We start from the raw sequence: 19958 nt of genomic DNA, 5'->3' as shown, positions 1-19958 counted from the left end.
AGTATCCAATCATTTATTGGCACATCTTGTACATCATCTACATCATCATTACCAAATGCGGGTTGCGCTTGCGTTAATTGGAGCATGAATACTAAAACTAGTGTAATTTGATATTTTAAATTTCTCATCTTTTTTCTTTTTATTATTCTACAATCCATTTAACTTGTGTTGTTTTTCCTTGCTCTGTAAGGTTTACAAAATATACCCCCTTACTTAAACTAACCAATGGTTTTACTTCAGTTATAGTACCGTTGTTGCTGGTTTGAACCGGAATGTTTTGTCCCATTACATTGTATAATGAAACCGCTGTTGTTGTAATTCCTTGTAAATAAAACCCTGAAGTTGCATTACCTGGGTTGGGATACACTGCGATTTGATTATTAAAATCTGGTGTGCTTAACGCCGTATTTTGGAATACAATTTTAAAACGAGTTTGTTCTTGTCCGTTTACCGTAAAAGCATGCGTCATGTTGTTGTCTATTTGCGTATAAGAATTGTCTTGTGTGTCAAATAAATAGGGAGTTAAACCATCATAATCGCTTAGTTCAAACTGCCATTGGTAATTGGAATAACGCGTGTTTTTTAATTTAAGTGGCAATTCATCCGTATTGGCTGGGTTGGGTTGTATCGCAATAGCTAAAGAGGTATTGTCTTGAACAAAGCTTACTTCTTCGTCTAGATTTGAAAATTTGTTGGCATCTTCTGATGAAGCGCCCCAATTGTAAGTATCATTAAATAATGCCAGTGTGCCTTCGATAGTTTTCCATTGGTTATTTTCAGCAGCTTGTAAATGGACGCGCAGCATTCCAAAAGAATTGGAAGAAGCACTTCTAAATACACCTGCTGATGCATTGGCTAAAGATTTGTGACTTTCTGAGATGGTCAATGAAGGGCTTCCAGTGCTGTTGTTTTTTACAAATACGGCTTGGCCCTGTTGTAGGTATTCATTGAAAGATGAAGTAACATCATTGGTATTTGCAGTTAAATTTCGGGTTACATACCCTCCTCTTTCATTTAACGTTGGATCCCAGTAGTACAATACTGAAGCATCTATATTGATTGCTGCATTTAATACCGCTTTAAAATCTATAGGAGCTTGGTACGGATTTCCGATAAAGCTGTATCCTTCAGCTGCTGGGTTTAAGGTTGGCGAGTAATCACCTGTTTTTAATGCGCCTTTAGCTCTTAACGTGGTAGCTGTTGGAGTGGGTGTATTGGTACTCATATCGATAGTTCGATCACCACGCACCATTAAACGACAGGGAGTACCTGCTGTAAACACATCTGTATTTGTATTAGTAACTGCTTCCCAGACTCCAGTAGTGTTGTTAAAAGAAAACATCGACGGATTGTTGGTTGCTGTAGCATCAAAACCATTCGTTATGCCACCAGTACCAGTAATGTGAGTACCGAAATTAGCCGCTGAACTTCCATTTTCTTGCCAGTTTTCATAAATTGTAGTGGTCGTTGTTACTGCTGGACTCAAGAAACGGTATGCTCTACGCGCTGGAATATAACGCTCTACTGTAGCGATTCCGGTAATGTCACTTCCAGCAGGTATTGGTGCAACAACAGCTGAACTCAAAGCATTAGAAACTAATGTTAGATTGTCATTGGCTACTAAAACTCCATTAGATATAGTAAGCACACCTGTAACCTGCATTCTATTGTTCAGGGTGCTTGAACCGGAATGATCAATTTCAAAGTTTTTAGTTGTGGCAGTCCCAGAACCATCATAGGTTACCGCTCCTTTGAAAACCAAACTAGCATCGGTTGCAGTTATTGTTCCGTTATTGGTCATTGTTCCTCCTGAGTATGTAATAATTGCAGCGCCGTTGGTTACAAGTTGTGTACCACTGCTAATGGTGAAATTTTGAGCCTTAACATTGTTAAACGAAAGAAATAGAGCAAAAGCAATTAAAAATTGAATTTTGTTTTTCATAGAATTTTAATTTAATTGGAATACGTTTTTTATAGTGCCTTCAAATAATTGGTCCCTTAGGGATCGCTTTTAAAGAACTAAATGAAAACTTTTATACAAAACAAAACGAATTATTTTAAGGGGTAAAACGGGAAATTAAAGTTTTCAGTTTTGAACAATTATTTTTCAATTTTATACAACCACCTACTAAAAGCTATTGATGAAAAAAGAAAAATTTTAAAAAACTACAAAAAGAATCGGAAAAAATTAAAAACAAGGAAACTAAATTTTTAAGAAAGTATGATAAATGACACATTTTAAAGTATATTTTCATTTTTAAACAAGTATTTTTCAGATTTGTACAGCTTATTTACAGGAATGTAGCACTGTTTTAAAAAAAATAAATAAATTTGTATGAAACCAAACAAGTACTACTCCTAATGAATTATAAATACCTTATTTTTTTAGCAAGTGCACTATTGGGATTTATTACTGTTTTTTTAATAGGCAATCGGTATAAAAATAATCGACAGACCAATGTCTATTTAGTGGTCATATTTTTAACCTCCTCGATTCGTTTTTTATTCATCGGTTTGGACGATTTTTTAATTGCCATAAACTATTTAAGACAATTAGATTTATTTCATTTTTTGAGTACTTCTCCCTTAGCTTTTTTATATTTTAAAAAATTAGTTCGACCTAACACTAATTTAGATAAAAATGATGCGGTTCATTTTGTTGTTCCCGTTATTTTATTTGTATTTATTAATCATTATGTAAACTCATATACAGAAGTTTTAGGTCTAAAAATCCGGATGGTCGTTTTGTTTTTATTTAATTTGATTTACGCTGTAAAATCGTATTTAATATTGTGTAAATGGGTTTGGAATAGGAAGAGTGCGGTATTGGTAATTGATCAAAAAAATGTTTTAGTCAAAAAATGGACGTATATTTTATTTGGGTTTTTCATCTTAATTATAATTCGTTTTATATTCTATTTTGTTGCTTATAATGTCGGATTTTGGTACCAATACAGCGACAATATTTTATGGATAACAGCTTTACTATGGATCTTACTTTACTTAAGAGTATTGTATTCGCCTGAATTTTTATACGGCTATGATTTATTTCAAAATAAAATCAAAGAATACAAAAAACATAAAATTGTTTTTGATAACATATGGGTATTAAAAGAAACCATTTCAGTTTCAAATCTTCAGCATATTGCATTAAAAGAAAAAATAACACCCGAAATAGAAAACTATATTTTGCAAATTGAACATTTGGCTTTAGATACACCGTTGTATTTTTCAGAATCGTTTAAAATTCAAGATTTGTCCAACAAATTAAACATTCCAAAAAGTCACATTACTTTTGTTTTTAAATACCATGCTAAAATTAGTTTTAACGATTTTAAAAAAATTATACGCATACAAAAAGGAATTGCTTTGATTGAAAATGGTTTTCTCAAAGTCAATACTATAGAATCTTTGGCTGAGGAAACTGGATTTTCATCCTACAGTGCATTTTTTAAGAGTTTTAAGGGTATAATTGGCTTTTCTCCGAAGGAGTATTACAACAACAACAAATCATTGAGTGAGGTTGATTAAACTATTAGAACTTTAATATGTTATTTCAGTTTTTGAAATAAATTTGGTGTTATTTATTTGATGCCGATATTTTTGCAAATACTATTTTTATTTAAATAAATATTCAATACTATAAATGATGAATAAAGGCAAGCTGTTTTAGTTGAAAATCTATGAGTAATGATTCATTTTAAAAGTTTTAATAACTTCTAATTCTTCATGCAGGCTGTTCGATATTTCAATTGTTAGGCGAACTGACTAGAACCAAAAGACCTCTAAAGAAATTTAGAGGTTGATTTTTTAAAAAGTTTAATTATTTCTAACTCTTCATGAAGACTGTTCGATATTTCACTTGTTAGGCGTACTTAAAGCTCTTCTGAAAAGAAGAGCTTTTGTTTTTTACTGGAGCCGGGTCAAATTTTTTAATTTGATCTGGCTCCAGGTACAAAAACCGCTTCGAAAGAAGCGGTTTTTTTTGGCTTTATTCACAAGGACTTTCTCAAGATCAGGGAACACCTATTCTCTATTTGTTCTTTCTTTCCTTCTAAAATCATTTCTGCCATAATTTTACCCATGGCTCGAAAATCAGTGGATATGGTCGTGATGCCGTTTTCTACGATTTTTTTTAGTGGAGTTTCATTATAGGAAATAATTCCGAAATCTTGACCCAGTTTTAAATTTTGCAGTTTCGATTTTTCGATTACACTCACCAAATCCCGATCATTCGGGATGATATAAACTTCGCCAATTTTTATTTCTCTATCATTGAATGTAGTGATTATTTCTTTTTCGAAAGAAAAATCAGTACAAAACTTTTCGAAACCTCCCTTCATTCCTATGGGTTCCCGAAATCCAGGAAAAATCATTACCAGTTTTTCGTATTTTGTTAATGCTGCTTTTCCTTCCAACAATGCATCATAAATGTCTTTCACGAAGTTTTGATATACTGCGGGATAGAATTTAAGTTCCGGATTTGTTTGGTCTAAAATATAGACATCATTAACTGGTAGGGTTTTTATCACTGAAGCCACCTCAACCAAATTTGTTGGCATTATGATGTATTTGGTGTAATTTCCATTGCCGTCATTGATCAACTTTTTGAAAACGGGAGCGTTAAAATGGTGGAAGAAAATATCGACCTGGACATTTTTTCCAAAGTTTTCTAGAATTGAATTGTACAGGTCCTCCTTGAAAACATTCAACTCGTCAAACAATAGAAAAATCTTGATTTTTATGGTAACTTCAGTGCTTTTGACATAAAAACCTTTGCCAAGAATGGCATAAATGATGCCTCTTTTTTTCAATTCTTCATAGGCTTGAAAAACCGTGTCCCGCGACAATGAAAACTCCAAACAGACTTTATTTATCGACGGCAATAGGTCGTCTTTTTTCAGGTTTCCCTCTTTAATTGCTTTTTCAATCGAGGTTATTATTTGTCTGTATTTGGGAATGCCTAGATTATTTTGGATGGAAATTACTTTCATATTCGTCAAATTTTTTGCAATATACAAAAACTGGTAGGTACTGGTATGATTTACTTGTTTATTATTCTAGATTTGTTTTTTAATATTTCGTAAAAAAACAGCGAAATAAAACATGATACAATAATTAAAAGTTTGTTTTATTGGATAATGTTTCAACTAACACGATTACAATTAAAGATATGGAGTGTTCTGTTTTAACAAATGAAAATGGTTTTCAAATAAATGTATTCAACTATGGGGCAAGCCTTGGCTCCTTAAAAATTCCATTGCCAAATGGCGAAAAAGTCGATGTGGTTTTAGGTTTTGATTCAGTTGATACGTATAAAGAATCCTTTGGATTGAATTCTCCCCCTTATTTTGGAGCTATTGTGGGTAGATATGCCGGTAGAATTAGTAAAGGCCTTTTTACATTGAATGACCAGCAATATAAATTGTATCCAAACAATAATAAAAATTCATTACACGGAGGAAAAGAAGGTTTTAGCCAAAAGGAATGGACTATCGTTGCCGAAAATTCCGGTAAAAATCCGTCGGTAACATTAGAATATAGCAGTCCTTCCAACGAAGAAAATTATCCTGGGGAATTAGATGTAAAGGTTACTTATACACTATCAGAACAAAACGAATTAATAGTAGAGTATAATGCTAAAACCACGGAAGATACCATTATAAACCTGACTCATCATAGTTATTTTAATTTAGACGGCCATCAAGGTTCGGTTGAAAATCAGGAGTTAATGATTGCCTCTGAAAAACTAGTTGAAACGGATACGGATAATATACCAACAGGCCGTTTCATCGATTTAAAAAACCACCCTTTCGATTTTAATTTGCCAAAAAAATGTCCAACTTCTATTGATACTACTTTTGTTGTAGTTGCTACTGATGCTGTTTCGGCAAGTTTGTACAGTCCTAAAAATAATTTGAAAATGGACGTAATTACGAACCAACCAGGAATTCATGTTTATGTGGGCGGAAATTGTTTTGGAACTCTAAAAGGCAAAGGAAATGCTGCCTACCATCATTTGAGCGGCATTTGTTTTGAAACACAAAACTATCCAGATGCACCCAACCATATTAATTTCCCGAGTGCTATATTAAAAAAAGGGGAACAATATTATCATAAAACTATTTATAAATTTCAGTTTGTATAAAGCATATTAGTATAAAAAATAAAATGATTTAAATATATAATGATGAATGAGATTTTAATACAAGACACAACAGATTTTTTTAAAGAAAAATTTGGACATGCACCTGCTAAAACGGTGCTTTCTCCAGGTAGAATCAACATTATTGGCGAACATATCGACTACAATGACGGCTATGTATTGCCTGCTGCAATCGACAAAATCATCTGTTTTGCCTTCGAAAAAAACAACACTAATACAGCCAACATCCAGGCCATTGATTTAAATGAATCAGTAACCATTGATGTTACAAAAGAAGAGATACTAAGCGAGGTCGTTTGGACTAATTATTTACGTGGCGTATTGTTTCAATTAAAATTAAAAGGATACGAAATTGGAGGTTTTAACTGTGTCTTTAGCAGCAATATCCCCACCGGTTCTGGTTTGTCATCTTCGGCAGCCCTAGAATGTGGATTTTTATTCGGAATTAACGAAATGTTCAATTTAGGAATAAAATCAATTGGTATTGCATTAATGGGACAAAGTGCAGAACACTGGGTGGGTATCAATTGTGGTGTCATGGACCAGTTTGCCAGCGTAATGGGATTAGAAAATAAAGTCATAAAAATTGATTGCCGTACTTTGGATTACACCTACCACGATGCAAATTTTGTTGATTATTCCTTAATATTATTTGATAGCAACGTAAAACATTCTTTATTTACATCCGAATACAATAATCGACGTATAGAATGTAACGAAGGATTAAGTATCATCAAAGAAAATTATCCGGAAATTACTAGTTTCAGAGATTGTGATGTTAGCCATTTAACTAGTTTGAAATCTAAAATGACAGACAATGTCTTCAAAAGAAGTTTATATGCCGTAAAAGAAATCAACCGCGTAATACAAGCTTGTGTAGCCCTGGACAATGGCGACATTGAAACATTAGGAAAATTAATGTTTGAAACTCATGAGGGGTTATCTAAAAATTACGAAGTAAGTTGTGCCGAACTAGACTATCTTGTAGATTTGGCCAAAGCAGAACAAGATGTAATTGGTTCCCGATTAATGGGAGGTGGTTTTGGAGGTTGCACAATAACTTTGGTAAAAAAGGGAAGCGAAGAGACCATTAAAGAGAAGTTTGCCAAATTATACGCAAACCAATTTGGAATAGAATTAAAAACATATGACGTGAAAGTTTCTAACGGAACATCACTTTACAAAAACTAGTTAGTAATGAAAAAATTTGATATCTATGAAGATCCACACCGAAGATTTAATCCTCTTATTAATGAATGGGTTTTAGTTTCTCCACACAGAGCCAAGCGTCCTTGGCAAGGTCAAAATGAAACTATTGCTGAAGATGGAAGACCAGAACACGACCCAAGTTGTTATTTATGCCCTGGAAATATGCGTGCTAATGGCGAGGTAAATCCACAATACACAAGTTCATTTGTATTTGATAATGATTTTGCTGCATTAAAACAAGAAGAAATAGAGTTTGACGAAAGTAACGAAACTACTTTTTTTAAGGCTAAACCAGAAAGAGGAATCTCTAGAGTGGTTTGCTTTTCTCCAAAACACAAAATCACCTTGCCCGAAATGGATTTGCCAACAATCGAAGAAATCATTCGGACTTGGCAAAGAGAATATACCGATTTGGGGAATGTTGATTACATTAACTATGTACAAATTTTCGAGAATAAAGGAAGTGTTATGGGTTGTAGTAATCCGCATCCACACGGACAAATATGGGCACAATCTTCGTTACCTACCCAGATAGAAAAAACCCAAAATAGTTTAAAAACCTATTACGACAAAAACGGCAGTAACTTGCTTTTGGATTATTTGAAAAAAGAATTAGAAGCCAAAGAGCGTATTATCATAGAAAACGAACATTTTGTGGCTTTGGTTCCTTTTTGGGCTGTTTGGCCATTCGAAACCTTGATTGTTTGCAAACGTCATGTAACTAAGATTACTGATTTTAATGCAGAAGAAGTATCGGCATATGCCGTGATTTTAAAACAATTGACAGCCAAGTACGATAACCTTTTTGAAACATCTTTCCCATACTCTTCGGGGATTCATCAAGCTCCAACTGATGGCGAAGATCATCCGGAATGGTTATTTCATATGCATTTTTATCCGCCATTGTTGCGTTCAGCTTCGGTTAAAAAATTTATGGTAGGATATGAAATGATGGGCGAATCACAACGAGACATCACTGCCGAGAAAAGTGCCCAAATGTTAAGAGATTTATCTGTTGTACACTATAAAAGCAAATAAGAAATGAAAATATTAGTAACAGGAGGTTTGGGATTTATAGGATCTCATACGGTAGTCGAATTGCAAAACAAAGGTTTTGAAGTGGTCATTATTGACAACCTTTCCAACTCATCTGAAGCCGTTTTTAAAGGGATTGTTGCCATTACCGGAAAACAGCCCATCTTCGAAAAATTAGATTTAAGAGGAAAAGCATCGGTACAAGATTTTTTTAAAAAACACGATGATGTGAGTGGAGTAATTCATTTTGCGGCTTCTAAAGCAGTTGGTGAAAGTGTTACGAATCCATTGTTGTATTATGAAAATAACCTATCGTCTTTGGTTTATCTGCTTCAGGAATTAGAAAAAAAAGAGGAGGCAAACTTTATATTTAGCTCTTCCTGTACCGTTTACGGGCAAGCGGATGTAATACCTATTGCCGAAACCGCTCCCATTAAACCGGCTATGTCTCCTTATGGAAACACAAAGCAAATAGGAGAAGAGATTATTATTGATGTAGCGAAAGTAAGTGCTATCAATGCTATTTTATTGCGCTATTTTAACCCAATAGGAGCTCATGATTCTGCTGAAATCGGGGAATTGCCTATTGGTGTGCCACAAAATTTAGTCCCGTTTATCACCCAAACGGGAATAGGATTGCGAAAAGAGTTACTGGTTTATGGCAATGATTATCCTACTCCAGATGGAACTTGTATTCGCGATTATATTCACGTTGTCGATTTGGCTAAAGCCCATGTTGTGGCATTGCAACGCTTGTTGAATAAAAAGAATTTAGATAAAGTAGAGATTTTTAATTTAGGTTCAGGAGTGGGAAGTTCAGTTCTAGAGGTAATTACTAGTTTTGAAAAAGTAAGCGGAAAACCATTCCCGTACAAAATTGTGGATAGAAGAGAAGGCGATGTTACCAAGGCTTATGCCAATACTGACAAGGCTAATGGGGTTCTCGGTTGGAAAACACAATTATCTCTAGAAGAGGCCATGGCAAGTGCGTGGAAATGGGAACAGAAGGTTAAGGCAAAATAACTTTTTTTAAAAAACACAAAAATCAGGAGAGATTAACAATTTATTTTACAATATTGACCAAATTAATTAACTAACAAAAAACATTTTATGGAAACAGGTTTTGGATTTTTAGATTACGCGGTTTTTACCGCCTATGCAGTGCTTATTTTAGGAGTTGGCCTATGGGTTTCCCGAGATAAAGAAGGCGTTCAGAAAAACGCGGAAGATTATTTTCTTGCAAGTAAATCATTGCCTTGGTGGGCAATAGGATCTTCATTGATTGCAGCAAATATTTCTGCAGAACAATTTATTGGAATGTCAGGTTCTGGCTTCGCTTTGGGTTTAGCTATCGCTTCTTATGAGTGGATGGCCGCTTTTACTTTAATTATTGTTGGAAAGTATTTTTTACCCATTTTTATTGAGAAAGGAATCTATACCATTCCTGAATTTGTTGAAAAAAGGTTTTCTACCAATTTAAAAACAATTTTAGCTGTATTTTGGATAGCTTTATATGTATTTGTTAATTTAACTACAGTTTTATACTTGGGCGGATTAGCTATTCAAACCATATTGGGAGTTGATATGATGTATGCTATTATAGGATTGGCCCTTTTTGCCGCAGCCTATTCATTATACGGAGGGCTTTCTGCGGTTGCCTGGACAGATGTGATACAAGTTATTTTTCTAGTTTTAGGAGGATTGGTGACAACTTATTTGGCATTAAACACAGTTTCTGATGGTGCGGGAATGTGGGCAGGTTTGCAACATATTTATGAAGCAGCACCGGATCGTTTTGTAATGATCTTGGACAAATCGAATCCTGAATATATGAATCTTCCAGGAATTGGAGTTTTAGTGGGAGGTCTTTGGGTTGCAAACATCTACTACTGGGGTTTCAATCAGTATATTATTCAAAGAACATTGGCGGCAAAATCTTTGCGGGAGGCTCAAAAAGGAATTTTATTAGCAGCTTTTTTAAAGTTACTTATTCCATTAATAGTTGTTATTCCTGGGATTGCAGCTTATGTAATGGTTAATGATCCAGTAATCATGAATAGATTAGGTGTTGCTGCTGCAGAAAACTTGCCTGGAATTGGCACGGCGGATAGAGCGTATCCATGGTTGTTGCATTTCTTGCCTGCCGGTTTAAAAGGGTTGGCTTTTGCTGCCTTGGCTGCTGCAATTGTATCTTCATTAGCTTCAATGCTGAATTCAACGGCTACAATTTTCACGATGGATATTTACAAACAATACATTAATACCAATTCTAGCGATAAAACGACTGTAAATGTTGGTCGTCTTTCCGCTGGAGTCGCCTTAATAATTGCAGTTATCATGGCTCCGCTTTTAGGAGGAATTGATCAGGCATTTCAATTTATTCAAGAGTATACAGGCGTTGTGAGTCCGGGTATTTTGGCTGTATTTATATTGGGATTGTTTTGGAAAAAAACAACCAACAAAGCCGCCATTTGGGGAGCATTACTTTCTATTCCAATAGCGATGTTCTTTAAAGTTGGTCCAAAAGGATGGGCAACTGGAGGCGGTATGGAATCTTTTTTCCCAACCTTGCCTTGGATGGATCAAATGGGATACACCGCTATTTTGACGATGTTGTTAATTGTAGCTATAAGTTTATTCCAAAATAAAGGAGCCAATGATTCTAAAGGAATTCCATTGACTAAAGAGTTATTTAAAACAAGTCCGCTTTTTAACATCTGTTCGTTTGCCATAATGCTAATTTTGGTCGTGGTTTACGCAGTTTTTTGGAAATAATAGGAGTAAGAATGTATGAAAGTGTGAAATCAATTTATTTGATTTCACACTTTTTTTATTCTATGAATTAGGATTCCCCGTAATTAATTTCGTTTGCTTCAGGGACTTTTAAGGGAAAATAATGGTTCACTCTGGCATTAGACACTGCATGCTTCTTGTAAGGGTACAGGACAATCGATAATTTTGAGGATTGTTGATAAAAAAAGATTGACCTTATTCCCAGCCAAGTTGGGGAAGATAATTTATTTCAAGATTTTCTCAATCGCGGCCAACTCTTCCTGGGAGAAATCCAATTTATTGATGCTTTCAATATTATTATTTAATTGACCCACAGAACTTGCACCAATCAATACCGATGTGATTCGATTGTCTTTTAGCAACCAAGCAAGAGCCATTTGGGCTAAGGATTGATTTCGTTCCAACGCAATGGCATTTAATTGGGTGATTTTATGGATTTTTTCGGGGGTAATGTCGGAGACTTTTAAAAATCCGCTGGGGTTTGAAGCTCGAGAATTTTCGGGAATTCCACGCAAGTATTTATCGGTTAACAGGCCTTGTGCCAAAGGGGAGAATGCGATGCAACCCACTCCTTTTTCTTCAAGCACCTCCAATAATCCTCCTTCTGCCCATCGCTCGAACATAGAATATCTCGCTTGATGGATAAGGCAAGGCGTTCCGAGTTGTTTTAAAATCGTGGCAGCTTCTTTGGTTTGTTCGGCAGGATAATTAGAGATTCCTGCATACAAAGCTTTACCGCTTCTTACGGCAGAATCTAAGGCCATCATTGTTTCTTCGAGTGGTGTTTCTGGGTCGAATCGATGCGAATAAAATATATCTACATAGTCAATATCCATTCGTTTTAGACTTTGGTCTAAACTCGACAATAAATATTTTCGGGACCCCCAATCTCCGTAAGGACCATCCCACATCCCATAACCTGCTTTGGTCGAAATGACAATTTTATCTCGAAGGTTTCCTTGGAAATTATTCTTCAGAATCTTTCCAAAATTGGCTTCTGCCGAACCTGGTTCAGGGCCATAATTATTGGCTAAATCAAAATGAGTTATTCCTTTGTCAAAGGCTTCTTTAGCTATATTTTGGGCATTTTCAAAATTATCAACCGAGCCGAAGTTATGCCATAATCCTAATGAGATTTGTGGCAATAGTAAGCCGCTTTTTCCACATCTATTGTAATTCATTCTTCTATATTTAAAATTTGGAGTCATGCTTTCGCAAGCTCAAGTCATTTTGATTTTCTATAAAAACAGTGATTTTCTAATTGTATTCTATTATTCAAATAGTAAAAATTGATTAAATCTTTCCTAAAATGGTATCCATAACCCAACTCGTTTGCACTGCCGAAAAACCGGAAGAAGGATGCACGCTATTCCCTAGAAGATGTTCCCGAATTCTTTCTACGTGGTGCAATTGTACGTTCTCTGGATGTTCGATAAAAAGACTAGTTATGCCCTCTTCATTAGTAAGCATAATGGAATCGTTTTCGAAAATAGAAAAGCAAATCGAGCCTTTGCTTCCTGTTATTTCCACGATGTCTTCTCGTTTATGGCTACCAAAATTCCAATTACCATTTCCTGTTACGCCAGATTCGTGAAGCCAACAGGCAGTGACAGCGTCATTGGACGAATACAGTCCTTGTTGGTTCAAACTATAGCCCGAGACTTCCTTAATGTTTCCCAAAAAAAAGCCAAATAAATCCAAGCCATGGCTTCCCAAATCATCAAAATATCCTCCCGGCGCTACTTTGGCATCGGTGCGCCAATTGTAGATTCCAGACAAATCTTGATCTGAAGCGGGTTTAGTCAAATTCCATCGAATCGTTCTTATTTCTCCAATTTTATTGTTGTCAAGCCACTTTTTTACTTGTTCGAAACGAGGTAAAGTTCTTCGGTAATATGCGGTAAATAAAGGAATATTTTTGGCTGTAAAAGCTTCATAAATCTCGAGACTTTCTTTGTAGCTTGGTGCCAATGGCTTTTCGATACAGCAAATTTTGCCAATCGAAGCAACTTTTAGACCATAAAAATGATGCGTGTCTGGCGGAGTGGCAATATAAATGGCATCAATTTCAGGATCATTGATTAGCTCATCTGCATCCGAATAAAATTTACCAATGTTGTGCCTTTTGGCATAATCGGCCGCTTTTTCGGCATCTCTTCGCATTACGGCTTCGATTTTGAATCCTGTAGTTTTTTGATAGGCTGGACCACTTTTTAGTTCAGTAACATTCCCACATCCTAAGATTCCCCAACGGATTATTTTTGTGTTTTCGGTGTTGTCTGGCATTGTCGTTGTTTTTTTATTTATTAAAGAACTTTTCTATTACAATTTCCGTAAACACCCTCGCGCTTGTGTCATTCAAATACACACGGGAATAAAAATTATAACTCACCACCTCTAGAAATACGTTTTTCAGGTCTTTAGTTTCGCTAAAATCTAACGGATACAATTGGAAAAACAGCAAATACTAGAGCGTTAAAAAACATATTTTGGTTGTCTAATGTGTTTTATAAGGAAGACAAAAACCATCAAAATTGCCCTTGATGGTTTTTATTAGTTATTTTACTATTTATAATTATTCCAACAAATCCAATACCACAGAAGGGAATAAACCTAAAACAATATTCAATAAAATCGCCACAACGGCCACTGCATAAAACATAAACGGTGTTTTCTGTACTTCTTCATTTGGCTCTTTGTTGTACATTGCCAAAATCAATTTGAAATAATAACCCACACTTATAATAGAGTTGATAACAGCCGCGAGAACCACTACTAAATAACCTGCTTGAATGGTTTGATTGAACAAAACCATTTTGGCAAAAAATCCAGCAAAAATAGGAATTCCAGCCATCGAAAGTAACGATGCTGTAAGAACTGCCGCCAGCAATGGATTGGTTTTTCCTAATCCGTTGAAGTTAGCAACATCTTCGTTATCCTTGTTTTTGCAAACGTATAAAATCACTGCAAATGCAGCAATTCCTGCTAATGAATAAGCAGTAGCATAATACAATAAACTTCCTGCGGAATTGCTGATACTCACCAAAGCCATCAACATAAAACCAGCATGTGAAATTCCAGAGAAAGCTAACATGCGCTTCACGTTGGTTTGTTTCAATGCCATAATGTTTCCAACGGTCATAGAGGCAATCGAAATTACAATAATGATATTGATAAAGGCATGCGAAAGATCTGCATTCATCGCGGTTAGCAATTTATACAATGTCGCCATCGCCACCACTTTTACCAGAGTGCTCATTGTTGCTGTTGTTAAAGCTGGAGAGCCTTCGTAAACATCAGGTGCCCAAAAATGAAAAGGAACGGCAGCAATTTTGAAAAGCATTCCAATGGTAACCAATGAAACCCCTATTGGAAACCAAGAAGGCAATTCGGCGGAGCGGGACCAATCTGTAATTTCGGCAATGTCAAAAGTTCCCATTGCACCATAAATCAAACAAATCCCGAATAATATAATTCCAGAAGCAAACGAACCCATTAAGAAATATTTCATTCCCGCTTCGTTACTTTTTATATTTGTTCTTTTGCTTGCGGCAAGAATATATAAGGAAATAGACAAAATTTCGATTCCTAAAAAGAACATTGCTAAGTTTCCAAAAGAGACCATTGCAACTGCTCCGGCCAGCATAAATATTTTTATGGCAATAAAATCTGATATTTTTGTTTGATGATCTTCATAAAAATCATGGCTTAACGCCACTAAGAATATTGTTAGAATGATAAACAAAGCAGAGAATGCAGATGAAAATTGGCTCACCACAATCATATTGTTGTAGAAATTACCCGGGGTATTAAATTCGGTGTAGGTTAATCCAAGAATGGACAATAATCCAAGAATTGTTACCGGAACAATGGCTTTTCTAAAATTTAAAATTTCAAATAAAAGAGTTAAAACTCCGAGTGCCGTGATTGCTATTAATGTGTTCATTTATATGTTTTTTTTAGACCTGACAGGTTTAAAAACCCGTCAGGTCTTTTAGCTAATTTCTATTTATCTGTACTAAAATGTTTTCTAGACTTGGAGTAATCAAATCCATAATTGGTTTTGGATACAATCCAAAAAAGAACAAAACGGCAATAATAAGAACCAATGACAAGCCTTCGTTGAAAGTAACGTCATTGAATATTTTAGCATTAGTTTCACCCAACATCACGTGTTGAAACATTTTCAACATATAGTAAGCTCCCAAAATTATAGTTGTTCCGCCAAGAATGGCAAACCAAATATTTATTTGAGAAAGACTGAATAAAACGGTAAATTCACCAACAAAGTTAAATGTTGAAGGTAAGGCCACCGAAGCCAAAACCAATAACATAAACAAGGAAGTTAACTTTGGCGATTGTGCACGAATTCCGCCCATTTCAAATATTTTTCTTGTCTCGTATCTTCTAAATATAATTTCAGCAACGAGAAACAATCCAACAACTACAAATCCATGTGCTATCATTTGCATAACCGCTCCCCGTAACCCGTCAAGCGTTAAAGTATAAGTACCTGCAGCAATTAATCCAACGTGTGCCAAGGAAGAATAAGCCAGTAATTTTTTCAAATCTTTTTGTCTCAACGCTACAATTGAACCATAGATTACGCCAGCAAGACCAAGACTAATAGAGAGTGTCATCAATTCTTTGGCTGCAATTGGCGCAATAGGTAATTGCCAACGGATTACGCTGTACAACCCCATTTTTAGCATAATTCCAGAAAGCAACATGGTTCCAACAGTTGGTGCTTTTTGATACACTTTTGCCTGCCAAGTATGAAAAGGAATCAAGGGTATTTTTATAGCATAAGCCAAGAAGAATGCTAAGAAAATCCAGAATTCTTCCGTAGAACTTAAATTTGTTTTAACTAAATCGTTAATCAAGAAGCTACCTGCTTTTTGGTATAAATAAATAAAAGCCACTAGCATAAACAAGGAACCTGCAAGGGTGTAAATAAAGAATTTTACTACCGCTTTTTTGCGTTCTTCGACATCACCATTCCCCCAAATCAATGTAATGAAGTAAATTGGAATTAATGACAACTCCCAGAATATATAGTACAATATCCCGTCAGAAGCTAGAAAAGTTCCTGACATTGCAAAGGTCATAAACAAAATTAAGGCGTAAAATGCTTTCGGATTTTTATAACTATTTCCAAAAGAAGAATAAATGATAATTGGCGTCAAAGCAGTTGTTAGCAAAAGCATTGCCAAGGCAAGACCGTCTGCATGTAAGGCTAAATAAATTTTTGGTTGAGAAATCCAAGGAGATATAAAGTCAATTTTGCCTCCTAAATTATATTGGCTTAATAAACAAATTGAACCTGCAAATGCAGTTAGTCCAAAAAGCAAAGCTACTTTTGGAGCCCATTTATCGCCCGAAAAATAAGTAGCAAATGCTCCGGCAAGTAGTATGATTAATAGTGTAGTTACATCCATTCTTTAAAAATTATTTTGATAGTAGAAATAGGTTAATATCGCGCAAACCCCTATAACAAAGGCAAAAAGATAGAAACCAACACTTCCGTTTTGCAATTTTTTTCCTTGGAAAGCCAATTCGTTTGTCGCTTTTCCTAACCCCAAAACCATTGCCGATAAAGTAGTTTCAACAGTATCTCTGAAGAAATTAGACAAGAAATTGACAGGTTTTACAAAAATTGCATCGTAAGCCTGGTCAACATAATATTTGTTGTACAAAACTTTGGTTAAGCCTTTGATTTCAGAATCTTCGCTCGGAATTATACTGTTTTTAACGTATTTCAAACGAGCGTATAAAATCCCTGCTATTGCACCAATCGTGGCAATTGCCATCAAGGTATATTCGGTAGTTCCAAATGAATGTTCTTGGGAAGTAGCTTTCGAAAACAGAGGAGATAAATAGTCGTTTAACCAGCTATTTCCTGGTAAACTGATTAGTCCTCCAAAGAAAGATAAAACGGCTAAAATAACTAAAGGAAAAGTAATTAAACTTGGACTTTCATGCAAATGATGTTCTTGTTCCTCTGTTCCTCTAAAGGATTTGAAAAACGTTAAGTACATTAATCTAAACATATAAAACGCCGTCATTATCGAAGCAATGGATCCGATTACCCATAAAGCAATATTATGATGAAAAGCAGTCATTAATATTTCGTCTTTCGACCAAAAACCTGCCAACGGAAAAATTCCAGAAATGGCCAATGAAGCAATCAGCATCGTGATAAAAGTTATAGGCATTGCTTTTTTCAAACCACCCATTTTTCGCATGTCTTGTTCGCCATGTAAACCGTGAATTACGGATCCTGAACCCAAGAACAAACAAGCTTTGAAGAAAGCGTGTGTGATGACGTGAAAAACAGCTACTTCATAAGCCCCAAGCCCTAAAGCCAAGAACATTAATCCCAATTGAGAAACTGTAGAATAGGCTAATACTTTTTTAATGTCGGTTTGAGTCAATGCTATTGTTGCAGCAACTAATGAAGTTACAGCTCCAATAATGGCAATAATATTTTGAATACTTGGAGCCATATCAAACAAGAAATTTAATCTTGTAATCATAAAGATTCCAGCAGTTACCATTGTCGCCGCGTGGATTAATGCCGAAACTGGAGTTGGGCCAGCCATCGCGTCTGGCAACCAAGTATATAATGGAATTTGTGCCGATTTTCCGGATGCTCCAATAAACAATGCCAAAGCAGCAAGGGCAATCCAAAAATCATTTACATCACTAGCGGAAGTAATTATTGTTTTTAAACTTGTAAAATCTAAAGTATTGAATAAAGAACCCACTATAAATATTCCGATTAAAAAACCTAAATCACCAATTCTATTCATAATGAAAGCCTTTTTTGCGGCATCATTAAAAGCTTGGTTTTTGTACCAAAACCCAATTAATAAATAGGAGCAAAGACCAACGCCTTCCCAACCAATGAACATTACTAGTAAATTGCTTCCAATTACCAAGGTGATCATAAAAAAGAGAAACAGATTTAAATAAGCAAAAAAGGAATGTATTTTTTCGTCATCACGCATGTAACTGATAGAGTATAAATGAATCAACGACCCAATACCCGTTACAAATAGTAACCAAATCAATGACAATTGGTCTAAAAGAAAACCGAAACCAACATTGAATCTTTGTGTCGAAATCCATTCAAATAAATTGATTTGAATAGCTTCTTTTGTTTGATTGATTTGCAAGAAAAAATAAATTGTAACTGCAAATGAAATTACGACAGAAAGTGTTCCCACAATTCCCACAATGCTTTTGCTCGCTTTTTTACCCAGGAAAACATTGAACAAAAACCCTAAGAAAGGAGAAAGTAATAAGACTAAAATTAAACTTGTATCCATTGAAAATTATCCTTTTAAATTTTTTAAATTCCCTACGTCTATCGCTCCTAAATTTCTGAACACTGAAACAAGAATTGCCAAACCAACGGCAACTTCAGCGGCAGCAACAGCCATTGAGAAAAACACAAAAACTTGTCCTTGGGCATCTTGATGATAAGTCGAAAATGCTACAAATAAAAGATTAACGGCATTCAACATTATTTCGATCGACATAAATACGACAATGGCATTTCGTCTGTACAGAACTCCAAAAACGCCAATACAAAAAAGTATTACGCTTAGGAATAGATAGTTTTCGATGCCAATTTGATTTAAAATATTATTCATATTAATTCTCGTTATTTTCTTTTTTAGACAATAAAACCGCACCAATCATTGCAACTAAAAGCAACACCGATGCAAACTCGAAAGGCACCATATATTCATTCAGTAGCACTTTCCCCAATACTTTTATAGACTGGTAATCCTCACCAGTTATTACATATTCTCCAACAATGGGTTTAGAGTTTATAAAAATGCCAATTAAGATTAAACACATTAAACAAAATAAAACTATTGCTCCCAAACGGGTAACTCTAGGTTTGTACACTTCGTTTTCCTTATTCAAATTCATAAGCATAATTGTAAAGACAATCAAGATCATAATCGCTCCCGTGTAAACCATAAAATTGACTATTGCCAAAAACTGTGCGTTCAAAAGTAAGTAATGACCAGTAATCGAAGTGAAACAAATCACTAAATATATAGCACTATGCATTGGTTTTCTGCTATATATTGTCATAAAAGCAGTGCCTATTGTTATAGCAGACAAAACACAAAATATAAGAAGTATAGTTGACATTAGTTGGCGTTTTTAAGTTGTGCATTTTTCATTGCGATATCTAATGGCATTACCAATTTATCTTTACCATAAATAAAATCTTCTCTGTTGTAACTAGCCGGAACTAATTCTTTAGAAATTGTCAAATAAACAGCGTCTTTCGGGCAAGCTTCCTCACACAATCCACAAAAAATGCAACGCAACATATTAATTTCATATATCTCGGCATATTTTTCTTCACGGTACAAATGTTTCTCGTTAGGTTTGCGTTCTGCAGCCCTCATCGTAATAGCTTCTGCAGGACATGACAAAGCACACAAACCACAAGCGGTACAGTTTTCACGACCCTGCTCATCTCTTTTCAACATGTGTTGACCCCGATAAACCGGACTAAATTCCCGCACTTGTTCAGGAAATTGAATCGTCGCTTTTTTTCTAAAAAAGTGCTTAATAGTAATCCCCAACCCTTTGAAGATGGCTATAAGATACATTCGCTCGAGAAAAGTCATCTCTTTATTAGAGACTACTTTTTTTCTTCCAGAAAGTGATATTTCTTGTATTGACATTTCTTAATTTTTATTTAAAGCTTAATCCTGCTATCCGT

Annotated in this window: 16 protein-coding genes; 6 read left to right on the top strand and 10 right to left on the bottom strand. The window is 35.1% G+C overall.

Translation table 11 applies throughout. The features are described 5' to 3' along the window. Window positions 1–142: 142 nt before the first annotated feature. Window positions 143–1942 (bottom strand): T9SS type A sorting domain-containing protein, encoded by a 1800-nt coding sequence (locus AABM59_RS01545; RefSeq protein ID WP_338407226.1) that lies wholly within the window; start codon window positions 1940–1942, stop codon window positions 143–145. Between the two features lie 527 nt (window positions 1943–2469). On the opposite strand from AABM59_RS01545, the gene AABM59_RS01540 reads away from it, so the two are divergent. After that, window positions 2470–3531 (top strand): AraC family transcriptional regulator, encoded by a 1062-nt coding sequence (locus AABM59_RS01540; RefSeq protein ID WP_338407225.1) that lies wholly within the window; start codon window positions 2470–2472, stop codon window positions 3529–3531. A 464-nt stretch (window positions 3532–3995) separates the two neighbouring features. Here AABM59_RS01540 and AABM59_RS01535 read toward each other — a convergent pair whose 3' ends face one another. Beyond that, complete coding sequence (locus AABM59_RS01535; protein WP_338407224.1) at window positions 3996–4994, bottom strand: GntR family transcriptional regulator; 999 nt, start codon at window positions 4992–4994, stop codon at window positions 3996–3998. 140 nt (window positions 4995–5134) lie between these two features. Between AABM59_RS01535 and AABM59_RS01530 the strand changes: the two genes are divergently transcribed. From AABM59_RS01530 to AABM59_RS01510, 5 genes are all read left to right on the top strand, one after another. Next, window positions 5135–6148 carry an aldose epimerase family protein gene (locus AABM59_RS01530; RefSeq protein WP_338407223.1) on the top strand — a complete coding sequence of 338 codons (1014 nt, stop codon included), beginning with the start codon at window positions 5135–5137 and terminating at the stop codon, window positions 6146–6148. Between the two features lie 42 nt (window positions 6149–6190). After that, window positions 6191–7357, top strand: coding sequence for a galactokinase (gene galK / locus AABM59_RS01525; protein WP_338407227.1), 1167 nt, complete (start codon window positions 6191–6193; stop codon window positions 7355–7357). Window positions 7358–7363: 6 nt separating this feature from the next. Further along, window positions 7364–8413: a UDP-glucose--hexose-1-phosphate uridylyltransferase gene (locus AABM59_RS01520; RefSeq protein ID WP_338407222.1), complete on the top strand. Its 1050-nt coding sequence runs from the start codon at window positions 7364–7366 to the stop codon at window positions 8411–8413. 3 nt (window positions 8414–8416) lie between these two features. Further along, entirely contained in the window at window positions 8417–9433 is a 1017-nt protein-coding gene (gene galE, locus AABM59_RS01515) for a UDP-glucose 4-epimerase GalE (RefSeq protein ID WP_338407221.1), read from the top strand. Between the two features lie 87 nt (window positions 9434–9520). Then, window positions 9521–11185, top strand: a complete 1665-nt coding sequence (locus AABM59_RS01510) for a sodium/sugar symporter (protein WP_338407220.1) — start codon at window positions 9521–9523, stop codon at window positions 11183–11185. A 242-nt stretch (window positions 11186–11427) separates the two neighbouring features. Here AABM59_RS01510 and AABM59_RS01505 read toward each other — a convergent pair whose 3' ends face one another. The 8 genes from AABM59_RS01505 to AABM59_RS01470 form a co-directional block, all read right to left on the bottom strand. Next, on the bottom strand, window positions 11428–12384 hold the full coding sequence (locus tag AABM59_RS01505; protein ID WP_338407219.1) for an aldo/keto reductase: 957 nt from the start codon (window positions 12382–12384) through the stop codon (window positions 11428–11430). A 112-nt stretch (window positions 12385–12496) separates the two neighbouring features. Beyond that, window positions 12497–13489, bottom strand: coding sequence for a Gfo/Idh/MocA family oxidoreductase (locus AABM59_RS01500; RefSeq protein WP_338407218.1), 993 nt, complete (start codon window positions 13487–13489; stop codon window positions 12497–12499). Window positions 13490–13778: 289 nt separating this feature from the next. Further along, window positions 13779–15149, bottom strand: a complete 1371-nt coding sequence (locus AABM59_RS01495; RefSeq protein WP_338407217.1) for an NADH-quinone oxidoreductase subunit N — start codon at window positions 15147–15149, stop codon at window positions 13779–13781. A 52-nt stretch (window positions 15150–15201) separates the two neighbouring features. After that, on the bottom strand, window positions 15202–16641 hold the full coding sequence (locus tag AABM59_RS01490) for an NADH-quinone oxidoreductase subunit M (protein ID WP_338407216.1): 1440 nt from the start codon (window positions 16639–16641) through the stop codon (window positions 15202–15204). Window positions 16642–16644: 3 nt separating this feature from the next. Continuing rightward, complete coding sequence (gene nuoL / locus AABM59_RS01485) at window positions 16645–18534, bottom strand: NADH-quinone oxidoreductase subunit L (protein ID WP_338407215.1); 1890 nt, start codon at window positions 18532–18534, stop codon at window positions 16645–16647. A 6-nt stretch (window positions 18535–18540) separates the two neighbouring features. Then, window positions 18541–18861 (bottom strand): NADH-quinone oxidoreductase subunit NuoK, encoded by a 321-nt coding sequence (nuoK, locus tag AABM59_RS01480; RefSeq protein ID WP_338407214.1) that lies wholly within the window; start codon window positions 18859–18861, stop codon window positions 18541–18543. Between the two features lies 1 nt (window position 18862). Beyond that, window positions 18863–19375, bottom strand: a complete 513-nt coding sequence (locus AABM59_RS01475; RefSeq protein WP_338407213.1) for an NADH-quinone oxidoreductase subunit J — start codon at window positions 19373–19375, stop codon at window positions 18863–18865. Next, on the bottom strand, window positions 19375–19920 hold the full coding sequence (locus AABM59_RS01470) for an NADH-quinone oxidoreductase subunit I (RefSeq protein ID WP_338407212.1): 546 nt from the start codon (window positions 19918–19920) through the stop codon (window positions 19375–19377). Before AABM59_RS01470 ends, AABM59_RS01475 begins: the two co-directional genes overlap by 1 nt. Window positions 19921–19958 lie beyond the last annotated feature (38 nt).

Source organism: uncultured Flavobacterium sp. (assembly GCF_963925185.1).
Taxonomy (GTDB): Bacteria; Bacteroidota; Bacteroidia; order Flavobacteriales; family Flavobacteriaceae; genus Flavobacterium.
This window is presented reverse-complemented; position numbering and strand designations above follow the sequence as displayed.

Coding starts and splice junctions, on each gene's coding strand:
- galK (WP_338407227.1), top strand. CDS start 6,191: ATGAATGAGATTTTAATACAAGACACAACAGATTTTTTTAAAGAAAAA.
- nuoK (WP_338407214.1), bottom strand. CDS start 18,861: ATGAATAATATTTTAAATCAAATTGGCATCGAAAACTATCTATTCCTA.
- AABM59_RS01545 (WP_338407226.1), bottom strand. CDS start 1,942: ATGAAAAACAAAATTCAATTTTTAATTGCTTTTGCTCTATTTCTTTCG.
- AABM59_RS01495 (WP_338407217.1), bottom strand. CDS start 15,149: ATGAACACATTAATAGCAATCACGGCACTCGGAGTTTTAACTCTTTTA.
- AABM59_RS01500 (WP_338407218.1), bottom strand. CDS start 13,489: ATGCCAGACAACACCGAAAACACAAAAATAATCCGTTGGGGAATCTTA.
- AABM59_RS01470 (WP_338407212.1), bottom strand. CDS start 19,920: ATGTCAATACAAGAAATATCACTTTCTGGAAGAAAAAAAGTAGTCTCT.
- AABM59_RS01520 (WP_338407222.1), top strand. CDS start 7,364: ATGAAAAAATTTGATATCTATGAAGATCCACACCGAAGATTTAATCCT.
- galE (WP_338407221.1), top strand. CDS start 8,417: ATGAAAATATTAGTAACAGGAGGTTTGGGATTTATAGGATCTCATACG.
- AABM59_RS01490 (WP_338407216.1), bottom strand. CDS start 16,641: ATGGATGTAACTACACTATTAATCATACTACTTGCCGGAGCATTTGCT.
- AABM59_RS01505 (WP_338407219.1), bottom strand. CDS start 12,384: ATGAATTACAATAGATGTGGAAAAAGCGGCTTACTATTGCCACAAATC.
- nuoL (WP_338407215.1), bottom strand. CDS start 18,534: ATGGATACAAGTTTAATTTTAGTCTTATTACTTTCTCCTTTCTTAGGG.
- AABM59_RS01535 (WP_338407224.1), bottom strand. CDS start 4,994: ATGAAAGTAATTTCCATCCAAAATAATCTAGGCATTCCCAAATACAGA.
- AABM59_RS01510 (WP_338407220.1), top strand. CDS start 9,521: ATGGAAACAGGTTTTGGATTTTTAGATTACGCGGTTTTTACCGCCTAT.
- AABM59_RS01475 (WP_338407213.1), bottom strand. CDS start 19,375: ATGTCAACTATACTTCTTATATTTTGTGTTTTGTCTGCTATAACAATA.